This is a genomic window from Micropruina sp. (assembly GCF_047606365.1).
GTDB lineage: Bacteria > Actinomycetota > Actinomycetes > Propionibacteriales > Propionibacteriaceae > Micropruina.
This window is the reverse complement of record NZ_JASGEN010000172.1, coordinates 1-18,112: the sequence shown is the minus strand read 5'-3', so window position 1 is coordinate 18,112 and position 18,112 is coordinate 1. Positions and strand designations below refer to the sequence as shown.

Below are 18,112 nucleotides of genomic sequence, written 5' to 3'. Positions count from 1 at the left end.
GGAAACAACTCGACCTGGTCGCCGACCTGCTGCAGGTCCAGTCCAGGCTGGTCGGAGTGGTGCACACCGTGCTCGGCCAGGTCGACCGTTCCGAAGCGGCGATGACCGCGCACGGTGTCCCGACCGTGTCATGGTTGGCGTCAGAGTTGCGCTACACCCGGGGCCAGGCCTCAGCGATGCTGCACCACGCCAACGATCTGCACCGGTTCTCCCAGATCGGCGACGCGTTGCGCGACGGTGTTGCCAACGATCGGCAAGCACAAGCGGTCACCCAGGTGTTGAAGAAGCTCCCCACCGACCTGGGGGTCGAAGCCGAGGCCAAGGCCCAGGCGACGATGGTCGGCCATTGCGAGGAGTTCAACAGTCACGAACTTGCTGGCCTGTCGCGGTATCTGCTGGAGGTTGTCGCACCCGAGGTCGCCGAAGAGGCCGAAGCCAAACGTCAGGAACGTGAACTACGGGATGCACAGCAGGCCCGGCATCTGAACTTTGCCGATGACGGGCATGGTTCCAGCACCATCAAAGGCTCCCTCCCGACAGCGGACGCAGCGTTGATCAAGGCACAAATCGAAGCGCTCGCGCAGCAGATGCACCGCACCGCCTTAGAGCTACGCGATTCGGGTGTGCCGCAACCGTCGTGGCCGCAACGTCGCGCTGACGCTTTGGTGGAGTTGGCCCGCCGAGTCGCGATCCAGCAAGCAGCACCCAAGCATGGTGGTGACCGTCCCCATGTGGTGGTGTTGATCGACTACGACGACCTGCTCAGCGACTGCCGAGGCGCAGGCCTAGCCGACGGCACCATGCTCACCGCCGGCCAGCTACGCCAGTACGCGTGTGATGCCGGCATCCTGCCGATCATTCTGGGCGGCCCCTCCGGGGTGCTGGACGTCGGAAGAGAACAGCGGCTGGTCACTCCTGACATTCGCCATGCTCTGCATGTGCGGGATAAAGGTTGTGTGTTTCCGGGTTGTGACCGGCCTGCTGCTGATTGTGATGCGCACCACATCCAACCGTGGGCTCAAGGTGGTGCAACATCGTTGTCGAATCTGTGTTTGCTGTGTAAACATCACCACAACCTGCTCGAACCCGATACGAAACGGGCATCGGAGTTGCAATGGCAGATCAGAATCTCAAGTGACGGAATCCCGGAGGTGATTCCACCGCGTTTCGTGGATAAGCATCGACGGCCACGATGTCATCAACGATTCCGACCACCTGGATAACCCGGAGAGAATTGCGGGTGCGCGGGTTGGACCCACTCAGAAATGTGCGCATGTGTGGGATGGGTCTCGACAAGCTCGACCAACGGTGGCGAGTCAGAGTTTCGACGAGCTCGGCCGACGGCACCCATGTCATCCCGGCGGACGCCGGGATCTCCCCGTCCGAGTGTTTCGGGCTGCGAGATCCCGGATCAAGTCCGGGATGACGAAGGGACCAGTGCGCATCCGCGAAGGGGGCTCGGCGGTATTCACGTCATTCCTGCGGTGCTTACGTCATCCCGGCGGACGCCGGGATCTCCCTAGTTGGAGAATTCGGACTGCGGAGATCCCGGATCAAGTCCGGGACGACGAAGGGACCAGTGCGCATCCGCGAAGGGGGCTCGCCAAGCCGTGAGCCAGCAGTGGTGGTCCGGCAGCTACGCAACCGAAAGGCGAGTGGGCTGCACCCGTCCGGGCACGTCAGGCGTTTCGACGAGCTTGACCGACAGTGGCCGGCACGGGTCTCGACAGGCTTGACCGACGGTCATCGGCACGGGTCTCGACGTAGCTCGACCGACGGTGGTCGGCAAGGCCTCCACAAGCTCGATCAACGTTAACCGGCACCGTGACGCGAGGCCCGGCTGTTCCCAGTAGGGTGAGCCATGGTTCCCGTGCTGCTGGTGATAGGCGGCTTGGTGGCGCTCATCGCGGGCGCGGAACTGGTGGTCCGGTACGGCTCGCTGCTCGCCCGCAGACTGGGCATTCCGCCGATGATCATCGGCCTCACCGTCGTCTCGATCGGCACCAGCGCACCCGAACTTGCCGTCGGCATCGACGCGATGAAGGTCAACGCGGGGTCCCTCGCCGTCGGCAACATCGCCGGCACCAACATCGTCAACCTGCTACTCATCCTCGGCCTGAGCGCCGCGCTGCGTCCGATCGACTTCGAACGTCGCACCCTGGTGCTCGACCTGCCCGGCATGGCGATCGTCGCGGTGCTGGTCTACGTGTTCAGCCTGGACGGCGCGCTGCAGACCTGGGAGGGCGTCCCGTTGGTGATCGCCGCGGTCGCCTACACCGTCGCGCTGGGCTGGTGGACGCGGCGCGAGAACGCCGGCAGATCGGACGAACTGGTCGCCGATCTGGCGGTGGAGGCTCGGGTCAGCGCCCCGGGCGAGCACGCCCGCGCTCGCGTGCTGTGGTTCGCACTACTGCTGGTGGTCGGGATCGCCATCATCGTGATCGGCGCCGATTGGCTGGTCCGCGGCTCAGAAGAACTGGCCCGGCTGTTCGGAGTATCGGACGCGTTCATCGGCCTCACCGTCGTCGCCATCGGCACCTCGGCACCCGAACTGGTCACCGCGCTGGTCTCCACGGTGCGCGGCGATCGCGACATCGCCGTCGGCAACCTGATCGGCTCCAGCGTCTACAACCTCACCCTGATCCTGGGCGTCCCGGTGCTGGTCGCGAACGGCTCCGGCCCGATCGACACCGACCTGCTGCACATCGACCTGCCGATCATGGTCGCCGTCTGCCTGTTGTGCGTCCCGTTGTTCCTCACCGGAAAGCGGTTGTCCCGCTCCGAGGGCGTCCTGATGGTGGCCGGCTATGTCGTCTACTTCGGCTATTTGCTGCTCGCCCGCACCTGACCCGGCTCCCCGGCCAGCTCGGTCACCCGCCCAACCACCTCGGCCGCTGAGCCACCACGTCCGACCGCGACCCCGGCCAGGAAGGCACTGAGCGGGGCACCCGGCCGCGACTGCCCATGCGCCACCGCGGAGACCATGGCGAGCAGATCCTCTTCGTGATCGAGAACGACCGCCGGATCGAGGCCGAGCTCGGCGGCGACCCGGGTCAACCATTCCCGCATCCGGTTCATCCTCACCGGATCATCCCTGTGCATGGGCTCATCCTCCCCCGCCACCGGCCTCGCGCGGAACCGGGACGGCAGCACTAACGTGGTGCCATGCCAGCGACGCCGTCCGACTCAGCGCAGTACCCCACCGCGAACTCCGTCGAGGAGTTCCGGCGCAATCTTGATGCTGTGCAAGGCCGGATAGCGGCAGCGGCCGAACGGGCGGGGCGCTCCGCGGACGAGGTGCGGCTTCTGCCGGTCAGCAAGACAGTTCCCGAAGAACGGGTCCGCATGGCGATCGCCGCAGGCATGCACCAACTAGGCGAGAACAAGGTGCAGGAGGCGAAGCGCAAGCACGCCAACCTGATCGACGAAGACGTGGCCTGGTCGGTGATCGGGCATCTGCAGACCAACAAGGCCAAGGACGTCGCCGCCTTCGCCGCCGAGTTCCAGGCCCTGGACAGCTTGCGGGCCGCCGAAGCGCTGGACCGCCGCCTGCAGGCCGCCGGACGCTCCCTCGACGTGTACGTGCAGGTGAATACCTCCGCGGAGGAGTCCAAGTACGGCTTGGCGCCCGACGAGGTGCCCGCGTTCCTTCGCCAGCTCCCCCACTACGCCAGCCTCAAGGTGCAGGGCCTGATGACCCTCGCCCTGTTCACCTCCGACGTCGAACGGGTCCGCGCCTGTTTCGTCCGGCTGCGGGAACTGCGCGACCGGGCTCGTGACACTGACCCGGAGCTGCTCGGTCCGGGTGGGCTGTCGATGGGCATGTCCGGCGACTACGAAGTGGCGGTCGAAGAGGGCGCCACCTGCGTCCGGGTCGGCCAGGCCATCTTCGGTGCGCGCACCCTGAACGAGGACCACTACTGGCCCTCGAGCGCACCCGGCCGCTGATCGCCAACGCGCTTGACGGGTCCGTGCGGCCTCATCCGACCGAGAAGTTTCATCGAACTGTCAGTCGCCGTCCACCTCGCCTCACCACCCGCATTTCACCCGTAGACACGGACCCAGCACGCCAACAAAGACGCATCTGCGGAGTCGCTGCGCCCTGCCCGGCACACGTCTCCGCCACTAGCCGAAAAGGTTATTCGCAAGACTTTCGTCAAAAAAAAGACAGGCGCTCGCTGCCTTGATAGGCAAGCGTTATGACGACTGGGCAGGCACACCTGGATGGTCCGGCAGCCGATGCGCTGCTCAAGCTGGGCAAGTTCTTCACCAAGTGGGACGAGACCGACGACGGCCGCGCCGTCTTCCGTGAGGGCGGCCGCAAGGGCGACGTCTTCTACCGCGACCGATGGAGCCATGACAAGGTCGTTCGCTCCACCCACGGGGTGAACTGCACCGGTTCGTGTTCCTGGAAGGTGTACGTCAAGGACGGCATCATCACCTGGGAGTCGCAGCAGACCGATTACCCCAGCACCGGCCCCGACCGGCCCGAGTACGAGCCCCGCGGCTGCCCCCGCGGCGCTGCCTTCTCCTGGTACACCTACAGCCCGACCCGGGTGCGCTACCCGTACGGCCGAGCCGTGCTGCTGGAGATGTACCGGGAGGCCAAGAAGCGGCTCGGCGATCCGGTCGAGGCCTTCCGCGAGATCTCCACCGATCCGGTGAAACGCCGCCGCTACCAGCAGGCCCGCGGCAAGGGCGGCCTGGTCCGGATGAGCTGGGCCGAGGCGGTCGAGATCGCGGCGGCGTCCTACGTGCACACGATCAAGACCTACGGTCCCGACCGCTGCGTGTCGTTCAGTCCGATCCCGGCGATGTCGATCGTCAGCCATGCCATCGGCACCCGGTTCAACCACCTGATCGGCGGCGCGATGGCGTCGTTCTACGACTGGTACGCCGACCTGCCGGTGGCCTCGCCGCAGGTTTTCGGCGACCAGACCGATGTGCCGGAGTCGGGCGACTGGTGGGATTCCACCTACCTGATGATGTGGGGCTCCAACATTCCGGTCACCCGGACGCCGGACGCGCACTGGATGGCCGAGGTGCGCTACCGCGGCACCAAGGTGGTCACCGTCGCCCCCGACTACGCCGACAACGTGAAATTCGCCGACGAATGGCTGCCTGCCCAGGCCGGCACCGACGCCGCGCTGGCGATGGCGATGGGGCACGTGATCCTCAAGGAGCACTACGTCGAGAAGCAGACCCCGTTCTTCCGCGACTACGTCCGCCAGTACACCGACCTGGGCATGCTGGTGAAGCTCGTCGAACACCCGGACGGCCACGGCCTGACCGCGTCCAAATTCTTAACTGCCGAAGATTTGGGGATGGGCTCCGGCACCAAGCACGACGCGTTCAAGACGGTGATCTGGGACGCCGCCAGCAACGCCCCGGCGGTGCCGAAGGGTTCGATGGGCTACCGCTATTCCGACGACGGGCCGGGGAACTGGAACCTGGTGCTGGGCGACCTCGATCCGGCGCTGTCGCTGCTCGAGACCGACGAGTACGAGCCGGCCGAGATCGCGCTGCCCTGCTTCGAGGATCCGCGCGGTGAGGGCAGCATCATCCGCCGCGGCGTCCCCACCAAACGGGTCGGCGACTACCAGGTGACCACCGTGCTCGACCTGATGCTGGCCCAGTACGGCGTCGGCCGCGACGGGCTGCCGGGGCATTGGCCGTCCGGCTACGACGACGCCGAGACCCCGTACACCCCGGCCTGGCAAGAGGCGATTACCTCGGTGCCGGCGGAAGCGTGTCTGCGGATCGCCCGCGAGTTCGCCAACAACTCCGAGGTCTCCAAGGGCCGCACGATGATCCTGATCGGCGCCGGCATCTGTCACTGGTTCCACGCCGACGTCACCTATCGGGCGATCATCGCGTTGCTGATGCTGACCGGCTCGATCGGACGCAACGGCGGCGGCTGGGCGCACTACGTCGGCCAGGAGAAGTGCCGTCCGATGACCGGCTGGTTCAACCTGGCCAACGCGCTGGACTGGAGCCGTCCGCCGCGCACCGTGATCGGCACCGGCTACTGGTACATGCACACCGACCAGTGGCGCACCGACGGCTATTCGGCCGACACCATCACCTCACCGCTGTCCACCGGCAAGCTGAACGGCCTGCACACCGCCGACGCCCTGGCGCTGTCGAACCGGCTGGGCTGGATGCCGTTCTACCCCCAATTCGACCGCAACCCGCTCGACCTGGCCGATGAGGCCAAGGCCGCGGTAGAGCGCGGCGAGGCCGACACCGTCCAGGAATGGATCGCCGGCAAGCTGAAATCCGGTGAGTTGAAGTCGGCGATGGAGGACATCGACGCCCCCGAGAACTGGCCGCGGACGATGATCGTCTGGCGCTCCAACATCATGGGTTCCTCAGCCAAGGGCAACGAGTACTTCCTCAAACACCTGCTCGGCACCCACAACAACCTGATGCCGAACGACCACGGCGCCGACCGGCACCCGAGCGTTGTGAAGTGGCGTGACGAGGCACCCGAGGGCAAGCTCGACCTGCTGATCAGCGCCGATTTCCGGATGACGTCGACGACGCTGCTCTCCGACATCGTCTTCCCGGCCGCCACCTGGTACGAGAAGCACGACATCTCGTCCACCGACATGCACCCGTTCGTGCACGCCTTCACCCCGGCGATCGACCCGCCCTGGGAGGCCCGCACCGACTTCGACATCTTCCACACACTGGCCCGTGCCGTTAGCACGCTGGCCAAGAAGCATCTGGGCACCCGCTCCGACCTGGTCGCCGTCCCGCTGCAGCACGACACGCCTGGTCAGATCGCCCAACCGGGCGGTGTCGTCCCCGATTGGCGCGGCACCGACCTGCCCTGCGTGCCGGGGCAGAACGCGCCGGTGCTGGCAGTGGTCGAGCGTGACTACACCGCGATCGCCGACAAACTGTCCAGCGTCGGGCCACTGGCCGACCGGCTCGGCTTCACGGTGAAGAACATCAACTACGACATGACCGGGCCGGTCAACCGGTTGGCCCGGCTGCACGGCGTGATGCCGGACGGCCCTGCCGCCGGGCGTCCGGCGATCGACACCGACCAGCGTTTCGCCGAGGCGATCCTGACCTGCTCGGGCACCACCAACGGCGAGCTCGCCACCCACGGCTTCCGCGACCTGGAACGCAAGACCGGGCGCAAGCTGGCTGATCTCTCCGAGGGGTCGGAGGAGAAGATCATCACCTTCGCCTCCACCCAGGCCTCGCCGCAGCCGGTGATCACCTCACCGGAATGGTCCGGTTCAGAGACCGGCGGACGCCGCTACGCCGCGTTCACCATCAACACCGAACGGCTCAAGCCGTGGCACACCTTGTCGGGCCGGATGCACTTCTTCATCGACCACGACTGGATCATCGACGCCGGCGAGCAGCTGCCGACGTTCCGTCCGCCGCTGGACATGAGTCGCGCCTTCGGTGAGCCGGAACTCGGCCCGAACGGCGAGAAGGCGATCGTGCTGCGCTACCTGACGGTGCACAACAAGTGGTCGATCCACTCCGAATACCAGGACAACCTGTTCATGCTGAGCCTGGGTCGCGGCGGCCCGCAGGCCTGGCTGAGCGTCAACGACGCGAACTCCATCGGGGTCAAGGACAACGAGTGGATCGAGCTGACCAACGCCAACGGCGTGTTCGTCGCCCGCGCGGTGGTCAGCCACAAGCTGCCGGACGGCGTCTGCTTCGTCCAGCACGCCCAGGAGCGGACCATCGACATTCCCAAATCGGAGGCCACCGGACGCCGCGGCGGCATCCACAACTCGGTGACCCGCATCTTGATGAAACCCACCCACCTGATCGGCGGCTACGCCCATCTGGCCTACGCGTTCAACTATCTCGGCCCCACCGGCGTACAGCGGGACATCGTCTCGACCGTCCGCCGCCGCTCGCAGGAGGTGCAGTACTGATGAGGATCATGGCTCAGGTCGGCATGGTGATGAACCTCGACAAATGCATCGGGTGCCACACCTGTTCGGTCACCTGCAAGCAGGCCTGGACGAACCGGGCCGGCACCGAATACGTCTGGTTCAACAATGTGGAGACTCGGCCGGGGCTGGGTTATCCGCGCCGTTACGAGGATCAGGCCAAGTGGCGCGGCGGTTGGGTGCGGACGGCGTCCGGACGGCTGAAGCTGCGGGCCGGCGGCCGCTTCCAGAAGCTGTTCAGCATCTTCGCCTCACCGGTGCAGCCCGAACTGCACGACTACTACGAGCCGTGGACCTACGACTACGACAACCTGGTGAAGGCGCCGCTCGGCGACGACTTCCCGGTGGCCCGGCCGAAATCGCTGATCACCGGCAAGAACACCACCATCGAGTGGTCAGCCAACTGGGACGACTCGCTGGGCGGCACCTACGCCACCGGCGAGGTCGACCCGGTGATCGAGAAGCTGCGCGCCGAGGCGAACCAGCAGATCAAATTCGAGTACGAGAAGAGCTTCATGTTCTTCCTGCCGCGGATCTGTGAGCACTGCCTGAACCCGTCGTGCATGGCGTCCTGCCCCTCGGGCGCGATCTACAAGCGTGCCGAGGACGGCATCGTGCTGGTCGACCAGGACCGCTGCCGCGGCTGGCGGCAATGCATCACCGGCTGCCCGTACAAGAAGATCTACTTCAACCACCGCTCCGGCAAGGCCGAGAAGTGCACTTTCTGCTACCCACGCCTCGAGGTGGGTCTGCCGACGGTGTGCTCGGAGACCTGTGTGGGCCGGCTGCGCTACATCGGGATCATCCTCTACGACGCGGACGCCGTCACCGCGGCCGCCGCGACCAAGGACGAGAAGAACCTCTATCAGGCGCAGCTCGACGTGATCCTCGACCCGCACGACCCGAAGATCGAGGCCGCCGCCCGGGCCGCCGACATTCCCGAGGACTGGATCGACGCGGCCAAGCGGTCGCCGATCTACGCGCTGCTCAAGGAGTACAAGGTCGCCCTGCCGCTGCATCCCGAGTACCGGACGATGCCGATGGTCTGGTACATCCCGCCGCTGTCGCCGGTGGTCGACCTGCTGAAGAGCCAGGGTCACGACGGCGAGCAGGCCAACAACCTGTTCGGGGCGATCGACGAGCTGCGCATTCCGGTGGAGTACCTAGCCGAGCTGTTCACCGCCGGCGACACCGAGGTGGTCACCAAGGTGCTGCAGAAGCTGGCCGCGATGCGCTCCTACATGCGCGGGGTCACCCTCGACCTGGGCCGCGACGAGGAGCTGGCCAGCGCGGTCGGGATGACCGGCGCCGAGATCGAGCGGATGTACCGGCTGCTGGCGATCGCCAAGTACGACGAGCGCTACGTCATCCCGAAGGCGCACATCGAGCAGGCCCACAACCTCGAAGAGATGGGCTGCTCGCTCGACTTCGAGGAGGGCCCGGGCATGTTCGAGTCCGGGCCGTTCGGTGAGGCGTCCGGACGCCCAGTGCCGGTCGCGCTGGAACTGTTCAACGCGTCCCGGCTTCGGCAGACGGCCGACGACACCTCGGAGACGGGACAACCGACGTGAGCGCGCCGCTGACCTATCAGGCCGCGTCGCTGGTCTTGAGTTATCCGGACGAGTCGCTGCTGGCTTCGCTGGACACCATCGAGGCGGCGCTGGCCGGCACCCAGGCGGCGGCGGACTTCGCCGACGTCCTGGGGCATCTCAGATCCTCGGACCTGATTGCGCTGCAGTCGTTCCACGTGCAGGAGTTCGACCTGTCGCGGCGGCACGCCCTGCACCTGACCTACTGGACCGAGGGCGACACCCGCCGCCGCGGCGAGGTTCTGGCCCGGTTCAAGAAGGTGTACCGGGATTCCGGGCTGCTGGTCGACACCGGCGGTGAACTGCCCGATCACCTGCCGATGGTGCTCGAGTTCGCCGTCCACGACCCCGAGCGGGGCGCCGAACTGCTGCAGCAGTGGCGGCCCAGCCTGGAACTGCTGCGGATCGGCCTGGATGAGGACGACCTGCCGCACGCCGGCGTGCTGCGCGCCATCTGCGCGACGCTGCCCGGCGAGTCCCCGAAGAGCCGCACCGAGGTGCAGCAGCTCGTCCAGGCGATCCAGCCGGCCGAAAGCGTCGGCCTGGAACCGTACGGTGCCGAACCCAACGCGGCTTTCCTCGGCATGCCCGCAATGCCCACGCCCGAACTGCAGAGGAGTTGAGATGGACCTGCTGTTGTGGGGCGTGCTGCCCTACCTGACCCTGCTGGTGCTGATCGGCGGACTGATCTGGCGCTACCGCTACGACCAGTTCGGCTGGACGACCCGTTCGACCCAGCTGTACGAGTCCAAGTTGCTGCGGATCGCCTCACCGCTGTTCCACTATTCGCTGTTCGGCGTGCTCGCCGGCCACCTCATCGGCCTGCTGATCCCGAAGGCCTGGACCGACCTGGTGATCAGCCAGGAGACCTACCACGCCTTCGCGCTGTACGGCGGCGGGCTGGCGGGTCTCGGCACGGTGGTCGGCATCGCGATGCTGATCTACCGGCGGCGCACCACCGGACCGGTGTTCATGGCCACCACCGCCAACGACAAGTTCATGTACGTGATCCTCGCCAGCGCCATCCTGCTGGGCATCTGGGCCACCCTGACCGGCGATCACACCCCCGACGGCCATCACCACAACTACCGCGAGACGGTCTCGATCTGGTTCCGCTCGCTGATGATCTTCCAGCCGAACATCGACGCCATGGCTGCCTCCACCATCCAGTTCAAGATCCACATCCTGATGGGCTTCGCGCTGTTCATGATCCTGCCGTTCACCCGGCTAGTGCACGCCTTCACCGTGCCGTTCCACTACCTGTTCCGCCCCTACATCGTCTATCGCACCCGCGACGCCAACCCGATGACCCACACCACCGGCATGAAGCGCGCCGGGTGGGATCCGATCGGCACCGAAGACCGCCACAAGACCCGCAAATAGCTCGACCGGCCGCCATCGCCGGCCGAGTCGAGACCCGATCACCCGTTCCCGAGAGGAATTCCGTGACCACAACCGCTGAGACCACGACCCCGTCCCAGCTCAAGGGACAGTTCGGCCAGGTGCTGCTGGCCACCCTTGCCTCCACCATCGGCTTCTGGGCCTGGATGTCCATCGCCCCGCTGCAGAAGACGTACGCCACCGAACTGGGTCTCTCCGAGGGCCAGATCTCGCTGATGCTGGCCACCCCCGTGCTGGTCGGGGCCCTGGGCCGGGTGGTCGTGGGTGCCCTCACCGACCGGTTCGGCGGCCGGAAGATGTTCGCCCTGGTGCTGCTCGGCTCGGCGCCGGCGGTGCTGCTGGTGGCCCTGGCCGGGGTGATCAAGAACTTCCCGCTGCTGATCGGTGCCGGCTTCTACCTGGGCGTCGCGGGCACCATCTTCGCCGTCGGCATCCCGTTCTCCAGCGCCTGGTATGAGCCGTCGCGACGCGGTTTCGCCAACGGCGTCTTCGGCATGGGCATGGTCGGCACCGCCGTCTCGGCGTTCTTCACCCCGCGGCTGGCGCTGGCGATCGGGTTCTTCCCGACCCATCTGCTGATCGCCGGGGCGATGGTCGGCATGGCCGCCCTGGTCTGGTTCTTCCTGCGCGATTCGCCGGCCTGGACGCCCAGCCACCAGCCGCTGGTGCCGAAGGTGATGGGTGCCCTGAAGCTGGCCGTCACCTGGCAGATGTCGTTCCTCTACGCGATCGTGTTCGGCGGCTTCGTGGCCTTCTCCACCTATCTGCCGAAGTACCTGACCACCGTCTACCCCACCGAGGTGGATCCGGTGGGTGCCGGCACCCGGACGGCCGTCTTCGCGGTCGCCGCCGTGATCGCGCGTCCGATCGGCGGCATCCTGGCCGACCGGTTCGGCCCCAAGGTGGTCGCCCTGGTGTCGCTGGCCGGGGTGTCGATCCTGGCCTACGTGGTCGGCACGCAACCCCCGGAGGGGATCGTCACCGGGGCCACCTTCCTGGCCATGGCCGCGTTCATGGGTCTCGGCATGGGTGCGGTGTTCGCCTGGATCGGCCCGTCGACGCCCAAGGACAAGGTCGGCGCGGTCAGCGGTGTGGTCGCCGCGGCCGGCGGCCTGGGCGGCTACTTCCCACCGCTGGTGATGGGCGCGACCTACCACGCAGACACCAACTCCTACTCGCTGGGGCTGTGGCTGCTGCTGATTGCGGCGACGCTCGCCCTGGTGCTCGGCGGCATGCTGCGCGATGCTCGCGCCTGAGTTGCCCGGACGACTGTCGGCGGCGGTGCTCGTCGTCTCCGACGAGGTCGCCTCAGGAGCGGACGCCGACCGCGGCGGCCCGGTCGCGATGAGTTTGCTGGGCGACCTCGGGGTCGCCGCGGTGAAGACCGCCGTCCCGGACGACCCGGCCCTGATCCGCACGGCCATCGTCGAAGCGATCGACGCGGGCGCACGGGTGGTGCTGGCCTGCGGCGGCACCGGTATCGGCCCGCACGACCACACCGCCGACGTGGTCGCGGGGCTGCTCAGCTTCGAGATGCCCGGGATCGCCGAGGAGATCCGGCGGCAGGGCTACGGGCACACCCCGGTCGCCCTGGTCTCGCGCGAGATCGCTGGCGTCGTGCAGCCCGAACAGGGGGCGCCGGTGCTGCTGCTGGCCGTCCCGGGTTCGCGCGGCGGCATCCGCGATGCCCTCGGCGTGGTCGGACCGATGCTCGGCTACATCATCGATCAACTGGACGGAGCGGGCCACGTCTGAGCAAAGCCAGGAAAGGGAACCCACGATGAGCCAGGCCACGACCGGCTGCCCGTACCCGAACGATCCACGGACCCGCTACGACGCCCTCCACCACGAACCGCTGACCCGGGACGGCAACGGCCGCTGGGTCGTCGTCCGGCACGCCGACGCGGTGGCGGTGGTGACCGATCCGGAGACCTTCTCCAGCCAGGTCTCCCGCTTCCTTCAGGTGCCCAACGGGCTGGACGGCGCGGCGCACCGTGAGGCCCGCGAGCTGCTCGACCCGTTCCTGGCCCCCGAGCGGCTGACCAACCTGGCGCCGAAGCTGGAGCGCATCGCGGACGAGCTGGCCGCGTCCGTACCGGCCGGCGGCAGCCTGGACGCCGTCGGCGAACTCGGCTCGGTGTACGCCGTCCGGGCGCAGTCGGCGTGGCTGGGCTGGCCGTCCGAGATCGAACCCGAGCTGCTGGCCTGGATGGCGGACAACCACGCCGCCACCCGTTCCGGCGAACTGGAACGGACGGCCGCAGTCGCCCACCGGTTCGACGCGATCATTCATCGGCTGCTCAGTTTCCGGCGGATCCGCAAACCCGGCCCGGCGGAGGATCTGACCGATGAACTGATGCGGGTGAAGCATCACGACGGCAGGCCGCTCGGTGAGGACGAGATCGTCTCGGTGCTGCGCAACTGGACCGGCGGCGACCTGGGCTCGCTGGCGTTGTGCACCGGCGTCGTCCTGCACTGGCTGGCCACCCACCCCGAACTGCAGGACGACCTGGTCGACGCCGACGATGACGTTGTCGATGCCGCACTGGACGAGATCCTGCGGATCGACGACCCGTTCGTCTCCAACCGTCGGGTGGCCACCGTCGACACGGTGCTGAACGGCCAGCCGCTCGCCCGCGGCGAGCAGCTGGTGGTCAACTGGACGGCCGCCAACCGCGACCCTGCGGTGTTCGCCGATCCGGACGGCTACGCACCCCGGGTGAACTCCGCAAAGAACCTGGTCTACGGCGCCGGGCCGCACGTCTGCCCCGGCCGGGCGCTGGCCACGCTGGAGCTGCGGGTGCTGGTCCGCGCGATGCTGCGCCGGCATCGGATCGCCCTGGATCTCGAGGCGGCGCCCGAGCGGGAGCAACCTCCGGTGGGCGGCTTCCACCGCGTCCCGGTGCTGCTCAACCCGCGTTAGCGCGGGTAAGTACTTTCGCCACCTTGACCCGAATCTTCTTGACCTGTCAGATGCCCGGGGAGTAGCAACTCCACTAGCCGCACGCGGGGTGGGGCCACGTACGGGAAGGGACAAATCATGCGCGGAGTCGTTGTGGGGAGGACGGCGCTGGCACTCGTTGCCGCGGCCGGTCTGATGCTGAGCGGAGGACTGACCGCCGAGGCACACGGGTACTCGCACGGGCATGGGAAGGCCCGCGCTCTCGTCTGCACCGGGGGTGAGATCGCCTCGGGCACCTATGCGAGCATCACCGTGACCGGCACCTGCGCGGTCGCGAAGAACGCCGTGATCACGGTGAAGGGCGACATCACGGTGCGCAAGGGCGCCACCCTCGATGCACAGAGTTCGCCGTCGACCATCACCGTGGGCAGGAACGTCAACGCCGGCCGTGGTGCGACCCTCGGCCTGGGCTGTCAGCCGATGGTGCTGATGGGCAACTCGGCGCATCCCTGCGTCGACGCCGACGGCAACCCCATCGAGGACGTGAACGTCTTCTCCAAGATCACCGTGAAGGGCAACGTCACCGCACTCGGCAGCGCGGTCGTGCTGATCAACGGAATCACGGTCGGCAAAAGCCTCACCATCGTCGGTGGCGGGTCGCCGGTGATCCCGTGGTCGGTGAAGAACAACACGGTCAAGGGCAATCTATGGGCGAGCCACCTGACCACGAACTGGCTCGGCGTGATGTTCAACAAGGTCGGCAAGAGCGTGACGCTGCTGAACATCAAGATCGTGGAAGACCATCCGGACGCCGCCGGGGTCGTCTTCGTGGTGCAGAACAACATCAAGCGCAACCTGATCTGCGCGGGGCTTCCCGGTGTGTCGGGCGGATTCGTCCCCGGTGCGGTCAACACCGTGGGCGGCAAGGCGCTGGGTCAGTGCAAGGGCCTGGCCGGCTGAGCTGATCACCAGGCACTGGGCCCTGGCGGGGAGGCGCTCGGCGGCGTCTCCCTACCGGGGCCCAGTTGCGTGCCACCTCGGGGCGAACCACGCACCCACCGGATTTAAAGCACGAAAAATGCACCAAAAGGCGCCTAATCACAACCGGAAATGTTCATTAATCGAATGCACAACCGGGTATTTTCGAGAGGACTGAGACTCATCCACCGCGTGGCCCGAACAGGAGGCAATGGTGCAGGTCGGCTCGGATCGTGCTCGGCGGACGCTGGCGTACCTGCGCCACCAGATCTCGTCGGGGGAATGGCCGATCAACTCCAAGATCCCCACCGAGACAGAGCTGATGCAGCTGATCGGCGTGGGCAAGACGACGGTGCGCGAGGCGGTCCGCGCCCTGGCCAGCATGGGCATGCTGGAGCCGATGCCGGGCATCGGCACCTTCGTCCGCTCCCGGATGCCGGTCAGTTCGGTGCTCACCGACTACCTGTCCGAGTTCAGCGCGACCGATCTGCTCGGCTACCGGCGGGCGCTCGAACTCGAGGCGGCGCAACTGGCCGCCCGGCAGCGCACCGATGAGCAGCTGGCCGCGATGCGGCAGGCACTCGAGCGGCCGGCGACCCAGGCTGACCAGCCGCTCGGCGGACGCCGGGCCAAGGCTCCGGGTCAGTTCCACTTCCTGGTGATGGAGGCCAGTGGCAACGCCCTGATGGTCGGGCTGTACGCGGGCGTCATCCAGGCGCTGCGCCATGCGATCGCGACCGGTGCCGTCGCCGAAGGCACGGACGTCGCGTCCCTGCAGCGCGATCACCGCGAGCTGCTGGCTGCGCTCGAGGCTGGCGACGTCGTCCGCGCGGCGCATGTGATGGCGCAGCACATCGAGAACGATCTGGTGCCGGCCGAGCAGTCCTGAGATCCGTTGGTCGAGCTTGTCGAGACCGGGAGTCCTGGCGCTGATCGGGGGTTTCGACAAGCTCAACCAGCGGTGGTCGGCAGTATCGCCCGTAGTCCGTCGGCGATCCCGCCCCGCCAGCAGGCGTAGTCGTGCCCGCCGTTGAATTCGGCGTAGTCGTGCCGGACGCCGGTCTCGGCGAACCGGGAGTGCAGCTGTCGGTTCGGCCCCAGCAGCACCCACTCCTGGCGTCCGACCTCGAGATAGCCGTGCGCCGAGGCGGGCATCGCTGCGGCCCGATCGGCCAGCCCCTCCTGCCACAGCGACGCCGACTGGGCCAGGAAGCCGCCCACGGCGTCCGGGCGTTCGGCGGCGGTGAGCAGCGCCACCGCACCACCCAGGCTCTGCCCGGCGACGATCCGGTCGGCGGCCTGCGTGCTGGCCTGGTGACCGGCCACCGCCCAGGGCAGCAGCACGTCGGCGATCCAGTCGGGCATTCCGCCGGCGCCGTTGAGTTCGGCCCAGCGCTGCAGCCGGTCGCCGCCGGGCACCAGCAGCACCAGCGGTGCGCGGATCAGCCCGTCGGCGATCAGGTTGTCCACCATGGCCGGCAGGCTCTGCTCGCCGAGCCACATCTCGCCGTCCAGGGCCACCAGCACCGGGCCGCCCGGGGTGAACTCGGCAGGCCGGTAGACCGAGGGACGGCGTCCGTCGAGTTCGTGGTGGGTGAGCACGCCGCGGAGCGGACCGCGCGGCGCCAGCCAAGCCTGAGCGGGGGCATCCGGCAACTCCACCACCGAGACCAGATTGCCGACCCGATTGCGCATCGAACGAGGGTTGAGCGGGTCGGGCAGCCCCCGGTCGAGCGCCGCCCGCAGCGACACCTGTTCGGCCAGGTCACGCCACGGTGCCGGCCGGCCGGGCCGCTTGGGCACCACGGCGTAGGAGGCCCGCCAGTCCCCCGGCATCCGGTAGCTCAGGTGCCACAGGTCGGTGCCGGGCAGCCGCTCCATCAGGCTGCGGTCGAGGTCGCGCTCGTCGGTGAGCCGGTTGACGAACAGCAGCACCTCGTCGGCGTCGGCATCGCGCCAGCAGAAGGTGACCAGCCATTCGTCGCCGTCCGGTTCGATGATCGGCGAGCGAGGCTCGGCCCGTAGCGCGGCCAGCACGCTCGACGGGGTGGCCACCCGGGGTGCCGGCGCCGGACGGCGCACCTTCGGCGGCGTCCGGGGCGCACCCGGAGCAGCGGCGGCGCTCATTCGTCACCTGCCGGAATCACCAGCGGACGGCCGGTCTCGGGGTCGGCCAGCACCCGGCAGGGCAGGCCGTAGACGTCTTCGATCAGTTGCGCGGTGACGATCTCGCACGGGTCGCCCTGGGCGACGATCTGCCCGTCCTTCATCACCAGCAACTGGGTGGCGTAGCGGAACGCCAGGTGCAGGTCGTGCAGCACCACGACGACGGTGTAGCCGTCGCGTTGCAGGCTGCGGGTGAGCCGCAGCACCTCCACCTGGTGGGCGACGTCGAGGTAGGTGGTCGGCTCGTCGAGCAGCAGGATCGGGGTCTGCTGGGCGAGCGCCATCGCGATCCACACCCGCTGCCGCTGTCCGCCGGACAGCTGGCTGACCTGCCGGTCGGCCAGGTCGGTCACTCCGGCGCGGCGCATCGCCTCGTCGACTGCGGCAGCGTCGGTGTCGCTCCACTGCCGGAAGATGCCCTGGTGCGGGTAACGTCCGCGGGCCACCAGGTCGGTGACGGTGATGCCGTCCGGGGCGACCGGTGACTGCGGCAGCAGGCCGAGCCGGCGGGCCACCTGCCGGGTCGGGTAGTGGCCGATCGGCTTGCCGTCCAACTCGACGACGCCGGAACGGGCCGGCACCATCCGGGCCAGGGCGCGCAGCAGCGTCGACTTGCCGCAGCCATTGGGGCCGACGATCACCGTCAGTTCGCCGGCCGGCAGGTCGACGTCCAGGCCGTCGAGCACCAGCCGCTCGCCGTAGCCGACACCCAGGCTGCGGGCGCGCAGCGGCGCCACCGCGGTGACCGGCTCAACCATGCTCACGGAGGTCATCGTGCTCCCTTTCGCCATTGGCTGCCCAACAGCCAGATCAGATACCCGCCGCCCAGCACGCCGGTGACCACCCCGACGGCCAACTGGGTGGGGGCGAACAGTCGCTGCGCCACCAGGTCGGAGGCCAGCACCAGCGCCCCGCCGACCAGGGCCGCCGCACCGAAACCGACCCCGGAGGTGCGGGTCAGCCGGCGGGCGATCTGCGGTGCGGCCAGCGCGATGAAGCCGATCGGTCCGGCGGTCGCGGTGGCCACCGCGACCAGCGCGACACCAACCACCACCAGCAGTGTCCGGCTGCGTTCGACCCGGACGCCGAGCGCGGCCGCCAGGTCGTCGCCCAGCACCAGCGCCCCCAGCGGACGGGCCAGCAGC

Annotated in this window: 16 protein-coding genes; 12 read left to right on the top strand and 4 right to left on the bottom strand. The window is 67.9% G+C overall.

The features are described 5' to 3' along the window. Positions 1–14: 14 nt before the first annotated feature. On the top strand, positions 15–1,223 hold the full coding sequence (locus QM624_RS19810; protein WP_415095048.1) for a DUF222 domain-containing protein: 1,209 nt from the start codon (positions 15–17) through the stop codon (positions 1,221–1,223). Positions 1,224–1,861: 638 nt separating this feature from the next. Next, on the top strand, positions 1,862–2,848 hold the full coding sequence (locus QM624_RS19805; RefSeq protein ID WP_415095044.1) for a calcium/sodium antiporter: 987 nt from the start codon (positions 1,862–1,864) through the stop codon (positions 2,846–2,848). On the opposite strand, the gene QM624_RS19800 is transcribed toward QM624_RS19805, so the two are convergent. Next, complete coding sequence (locus QM624_RS19800; RefSeq protein WP_415095042.1) at positions 2,824–3,102, bottom strand: DUF6457 domain-containing protein; 279 nt, start codon at positions 3,100–3,102, stop codon at positions 2,824–2,826. The two genes, QM624_RS19805 and QM624_RS19800, sit on opposite strands and share 25 nt — an antisense overlap. 63 nt (positions 3,103–3,165) lie before the next feature. Between QM624_RS19800 and QM624_RS19795 the strand changes: the two genes are divergently transcribed. The 10 genes from QM624_RS19795 to QM624_RS19750 all read left to right on the top strand — a co-directional run bounded on the left by QM624_RS19795 (position 3,166) and on the right by QM624_RS19750 (position 15,690). Next, positions 3,166–3,948, top strand: coding sequence for a YggS family pyridoxal phosphate-dependent enzyme (locus QM624_RS19795; protein ID WP_415095040.1), 783 nt, complete (start codon positions 3,166–3,168; stop codon positions 3,946–3,948). 251 nt (positions 3,949–4,199) lie between these two features. Then, complete coding sequence (locus tag QM624_RS19790) at positions 4,200–7,913, top strand: nitrate reductase subunit alpha (protein WP_415095038.1); 3,714 nt, start codon at positions 4,200–4,202, stop codon at positions 7,911–7,913. Next, a complete protein-coding gene (gene narH / locus QM624_RS19785) occupies positions 7,913–9,502 on the top strand; it encodes a nitrate reductase subunit beta (protein WP_415095036.1) in 1,590 nt (529 codons plus the stop codon). Before QM624_RS19790 ends, narH begins: the two co-directional genes overlap by 1 nt. Next, the gene (narJ, locus tag QM624_RS19780) at positions 9,499–10,143 is read left to right on the top strand and encodes a nitrate reductase molybdenum cofactor assembly chaperone (protein WP_415095034.1); all 645 of its coding nucleotides are present in this window, start codon (positions 9,499–9,501) and stop codon (positions 10,141–10,143) included. The genes narH and narJ overlap by 4 nt, the downstream gene beginning before the upstream one ends. 1 nt (position 10,144) lies before the next feature. Further along, positions 10,145–10,903, top strand: a complete 759-nt coding sequence (gene narI, locus QM624_RS19775) for a respiratory nitrate reductase subunit gamma (protein WP_415095032.1) — start codon at positions 10,145–10,147, stop codon at positions 10,901–10,903. A 62-nt stretch (positions 10,904–10,965) separates the two neighbouring features. After that, a complete protein-coding gene (locus QM624_RS19770; protein ID WP_415095030.1) occupies positions 10,966–12,177 on the top strand; it encodes an MFS transporter in 1,212 nt (403 codons plus the stop codon). Next, entirely contained in the window at positions 12,164–12,676 is a 513-nt protein-coding gene (locus QM624_RS19765; protein WP_415095028.1) for a MogA/MoaB family molybdenum cofactor biosynthesis protein, read from the top strand. Before QM624_RS19770 ends, QM624_RS19765 begins: the two co-directional genes overlap by 14 nt. A gap of 25 nt (positions 12,677–12,701) precedes the next feature. After that, a complete protein-coding gene (locus tag QM624_RS19760) occupies positions 12,702–13,844 on the top strand; it encodes a cytochrome P450 (RefSeq protein WP_415095026.1) in 1,143 nt (380 codons plus the stop codon). Positions 13,845–13,961: 117 nt separating this feature from the next. Then, positions 13,962–14,783 carry a hypothetical protein gene (locus tag QM624_RS19755; RefSeq protein ID WP_415095024.1) on the top strand — a complete coding sequence of 274 codons (822 nt, stop codon included), beginning with the start codon at positions 13,962–13,964 and terminating at the stop codon, positions 14,781–14,783. Positions 14,784–15,015: 232 nt separating this feature from the next. Then, positions 15,016–15,690 carry a FadR/GntR family transcriptional regulator gene (locus tag QM624_RS19750; RefSeq protein WP_415095022.1) on the top strand — a complete coding sequence of 225 codons (675 nt, stop codon included), beginning with the start codon at positions 15,016–15,018 and terminating at the stop codon, positions 15,688–15,690. 62 nt (positions 15,691–15,752) lie between these two features. Here QM624_RS19750 and QM624_RS19745 read toward each other — a convergent pair whose 3' ends face one another. The 3 genes from QM624_RS19745 to QM624_RS19735 all read right to left on the bottom strand — a co-directional run. Continuing rightward, positions 15,753–16,928, bottom strand: coding sequence for an enterochelin esterase domain-containing protein (locus QM624_RS19745; protein ID WP_415095020.1), 1,176 nt, complete (start codon positions 16,926–16,928; stop codon positions 15,753–15,755). After that, the gene (locus QM624_RS19740; protein ID WP_415095046.1) at positions 16,925–17,725 is read right to left on the bottom strand and encodes an ABC transporter ATP-binding protein; all 801 of its coding nucleotides are present in this window, start codon (positions 17,723–17,725) and stop codon (positions 16,925–16,927) included. Before QM624_RS19740 ends, QM624_RS19745 begins: the two co-directional genes overlap by 4 nt. A gap of 11 nt (positions 17,726–17,736) precedes the next feature. Continuing rightward, a partial coding sequence (locus tag QM624_RS19735; RefSeq protein WP_415095018.1) for an iron chelate uptake ABC transporter family permease subunit occupies positions 17,737–18,112 on the bottom strand: 376 nt, incomplete at its 5' end.

What these genes read in the sequence shown, in the direction of transcription:
- QM624_RS19765 (WP_415095028.1), top strand. Translation starts at nt 12,164, where the DNA reads ATGCTCGCGCCTGAGTTGCCCGGACGACTGTCGGCGGCGGTGCTCGTC.
- QM624_RS19805 (WP_415095044.1), top strand. Translation starts at nt 1,862, where the DNA reads ATGGTTCCCGTGCTGCTGGTGATAGGCGGCTTGGTGGCGCTCATCGCG.
- QM624_RS19790 (WP_415095038.1), top strand. Translation starts at nt 4,200, where the DNA reads ATGACGACTGGGCAGGCACACCTGGATGGTCCGGCAGCCGATGCGCTG.
- QM624_RS19745 (WP_415095020.1), bottom strand. Translation starts at nt 16,928, where the DNA reads ATGAGCGCCGCCGCTGCTCCGGGTGCGCCCCGGACGCCGCCGAAGGTG.
- QM624_RS19740 (WP_415095046.1), bottom strand. Translation starts at nt 17,725, where the DNA reads ATGGTTGAGCCGGTCACCGCGGTGGCGCCGCTGCGCGCCCGCAGCCTG.
- narH (WP_415095036.1), top strand. Translation starts at nt 7,913, where the DNA reads ATGAGGATCATGGCTCAGGTCGGCATGGTGATGAACCTCGACAAATGC.
- narI (WP_415095032.1), top strand. Translation starts at nt 10,145, where the DNA reads ATGGACCTGCTGTTGTGGGGCGTGCTGCCCTACCTGACCCTGCTGGTG.
- QM624_RS19795 (WP_415095040.1), top strand. Translation starts at nt 3,166, where the DNA reads ATGCCAGCGACGCCGTCCGACTCAGCGCAGTACCCCACCGCGAACTCC.
- QM624_RS19760 (WP_415095026.1), top strand. Translation starts at nt 12,702, where the DNA reads ATGAGCCAGGCCACGACCGGCTGCCCGTACCCGAACGATCCACGGACC.
- QM624_RS19755 (WP_415095024.1), top strand. Translation starts at nt 13,962, where the DNA reads ATGCGCGGAGTCGTTGTGGGGAGGACGGCGCTGGCACTCGTTGCCGCG.
- QM624_RS19800 (WP_415095042.1), bottom strand. Translation starts at nt 3,102, where the DNA reads ATGCACAGGGATGATCCGGTGAGGATGAACCGGATGCGGGAATGGTTG.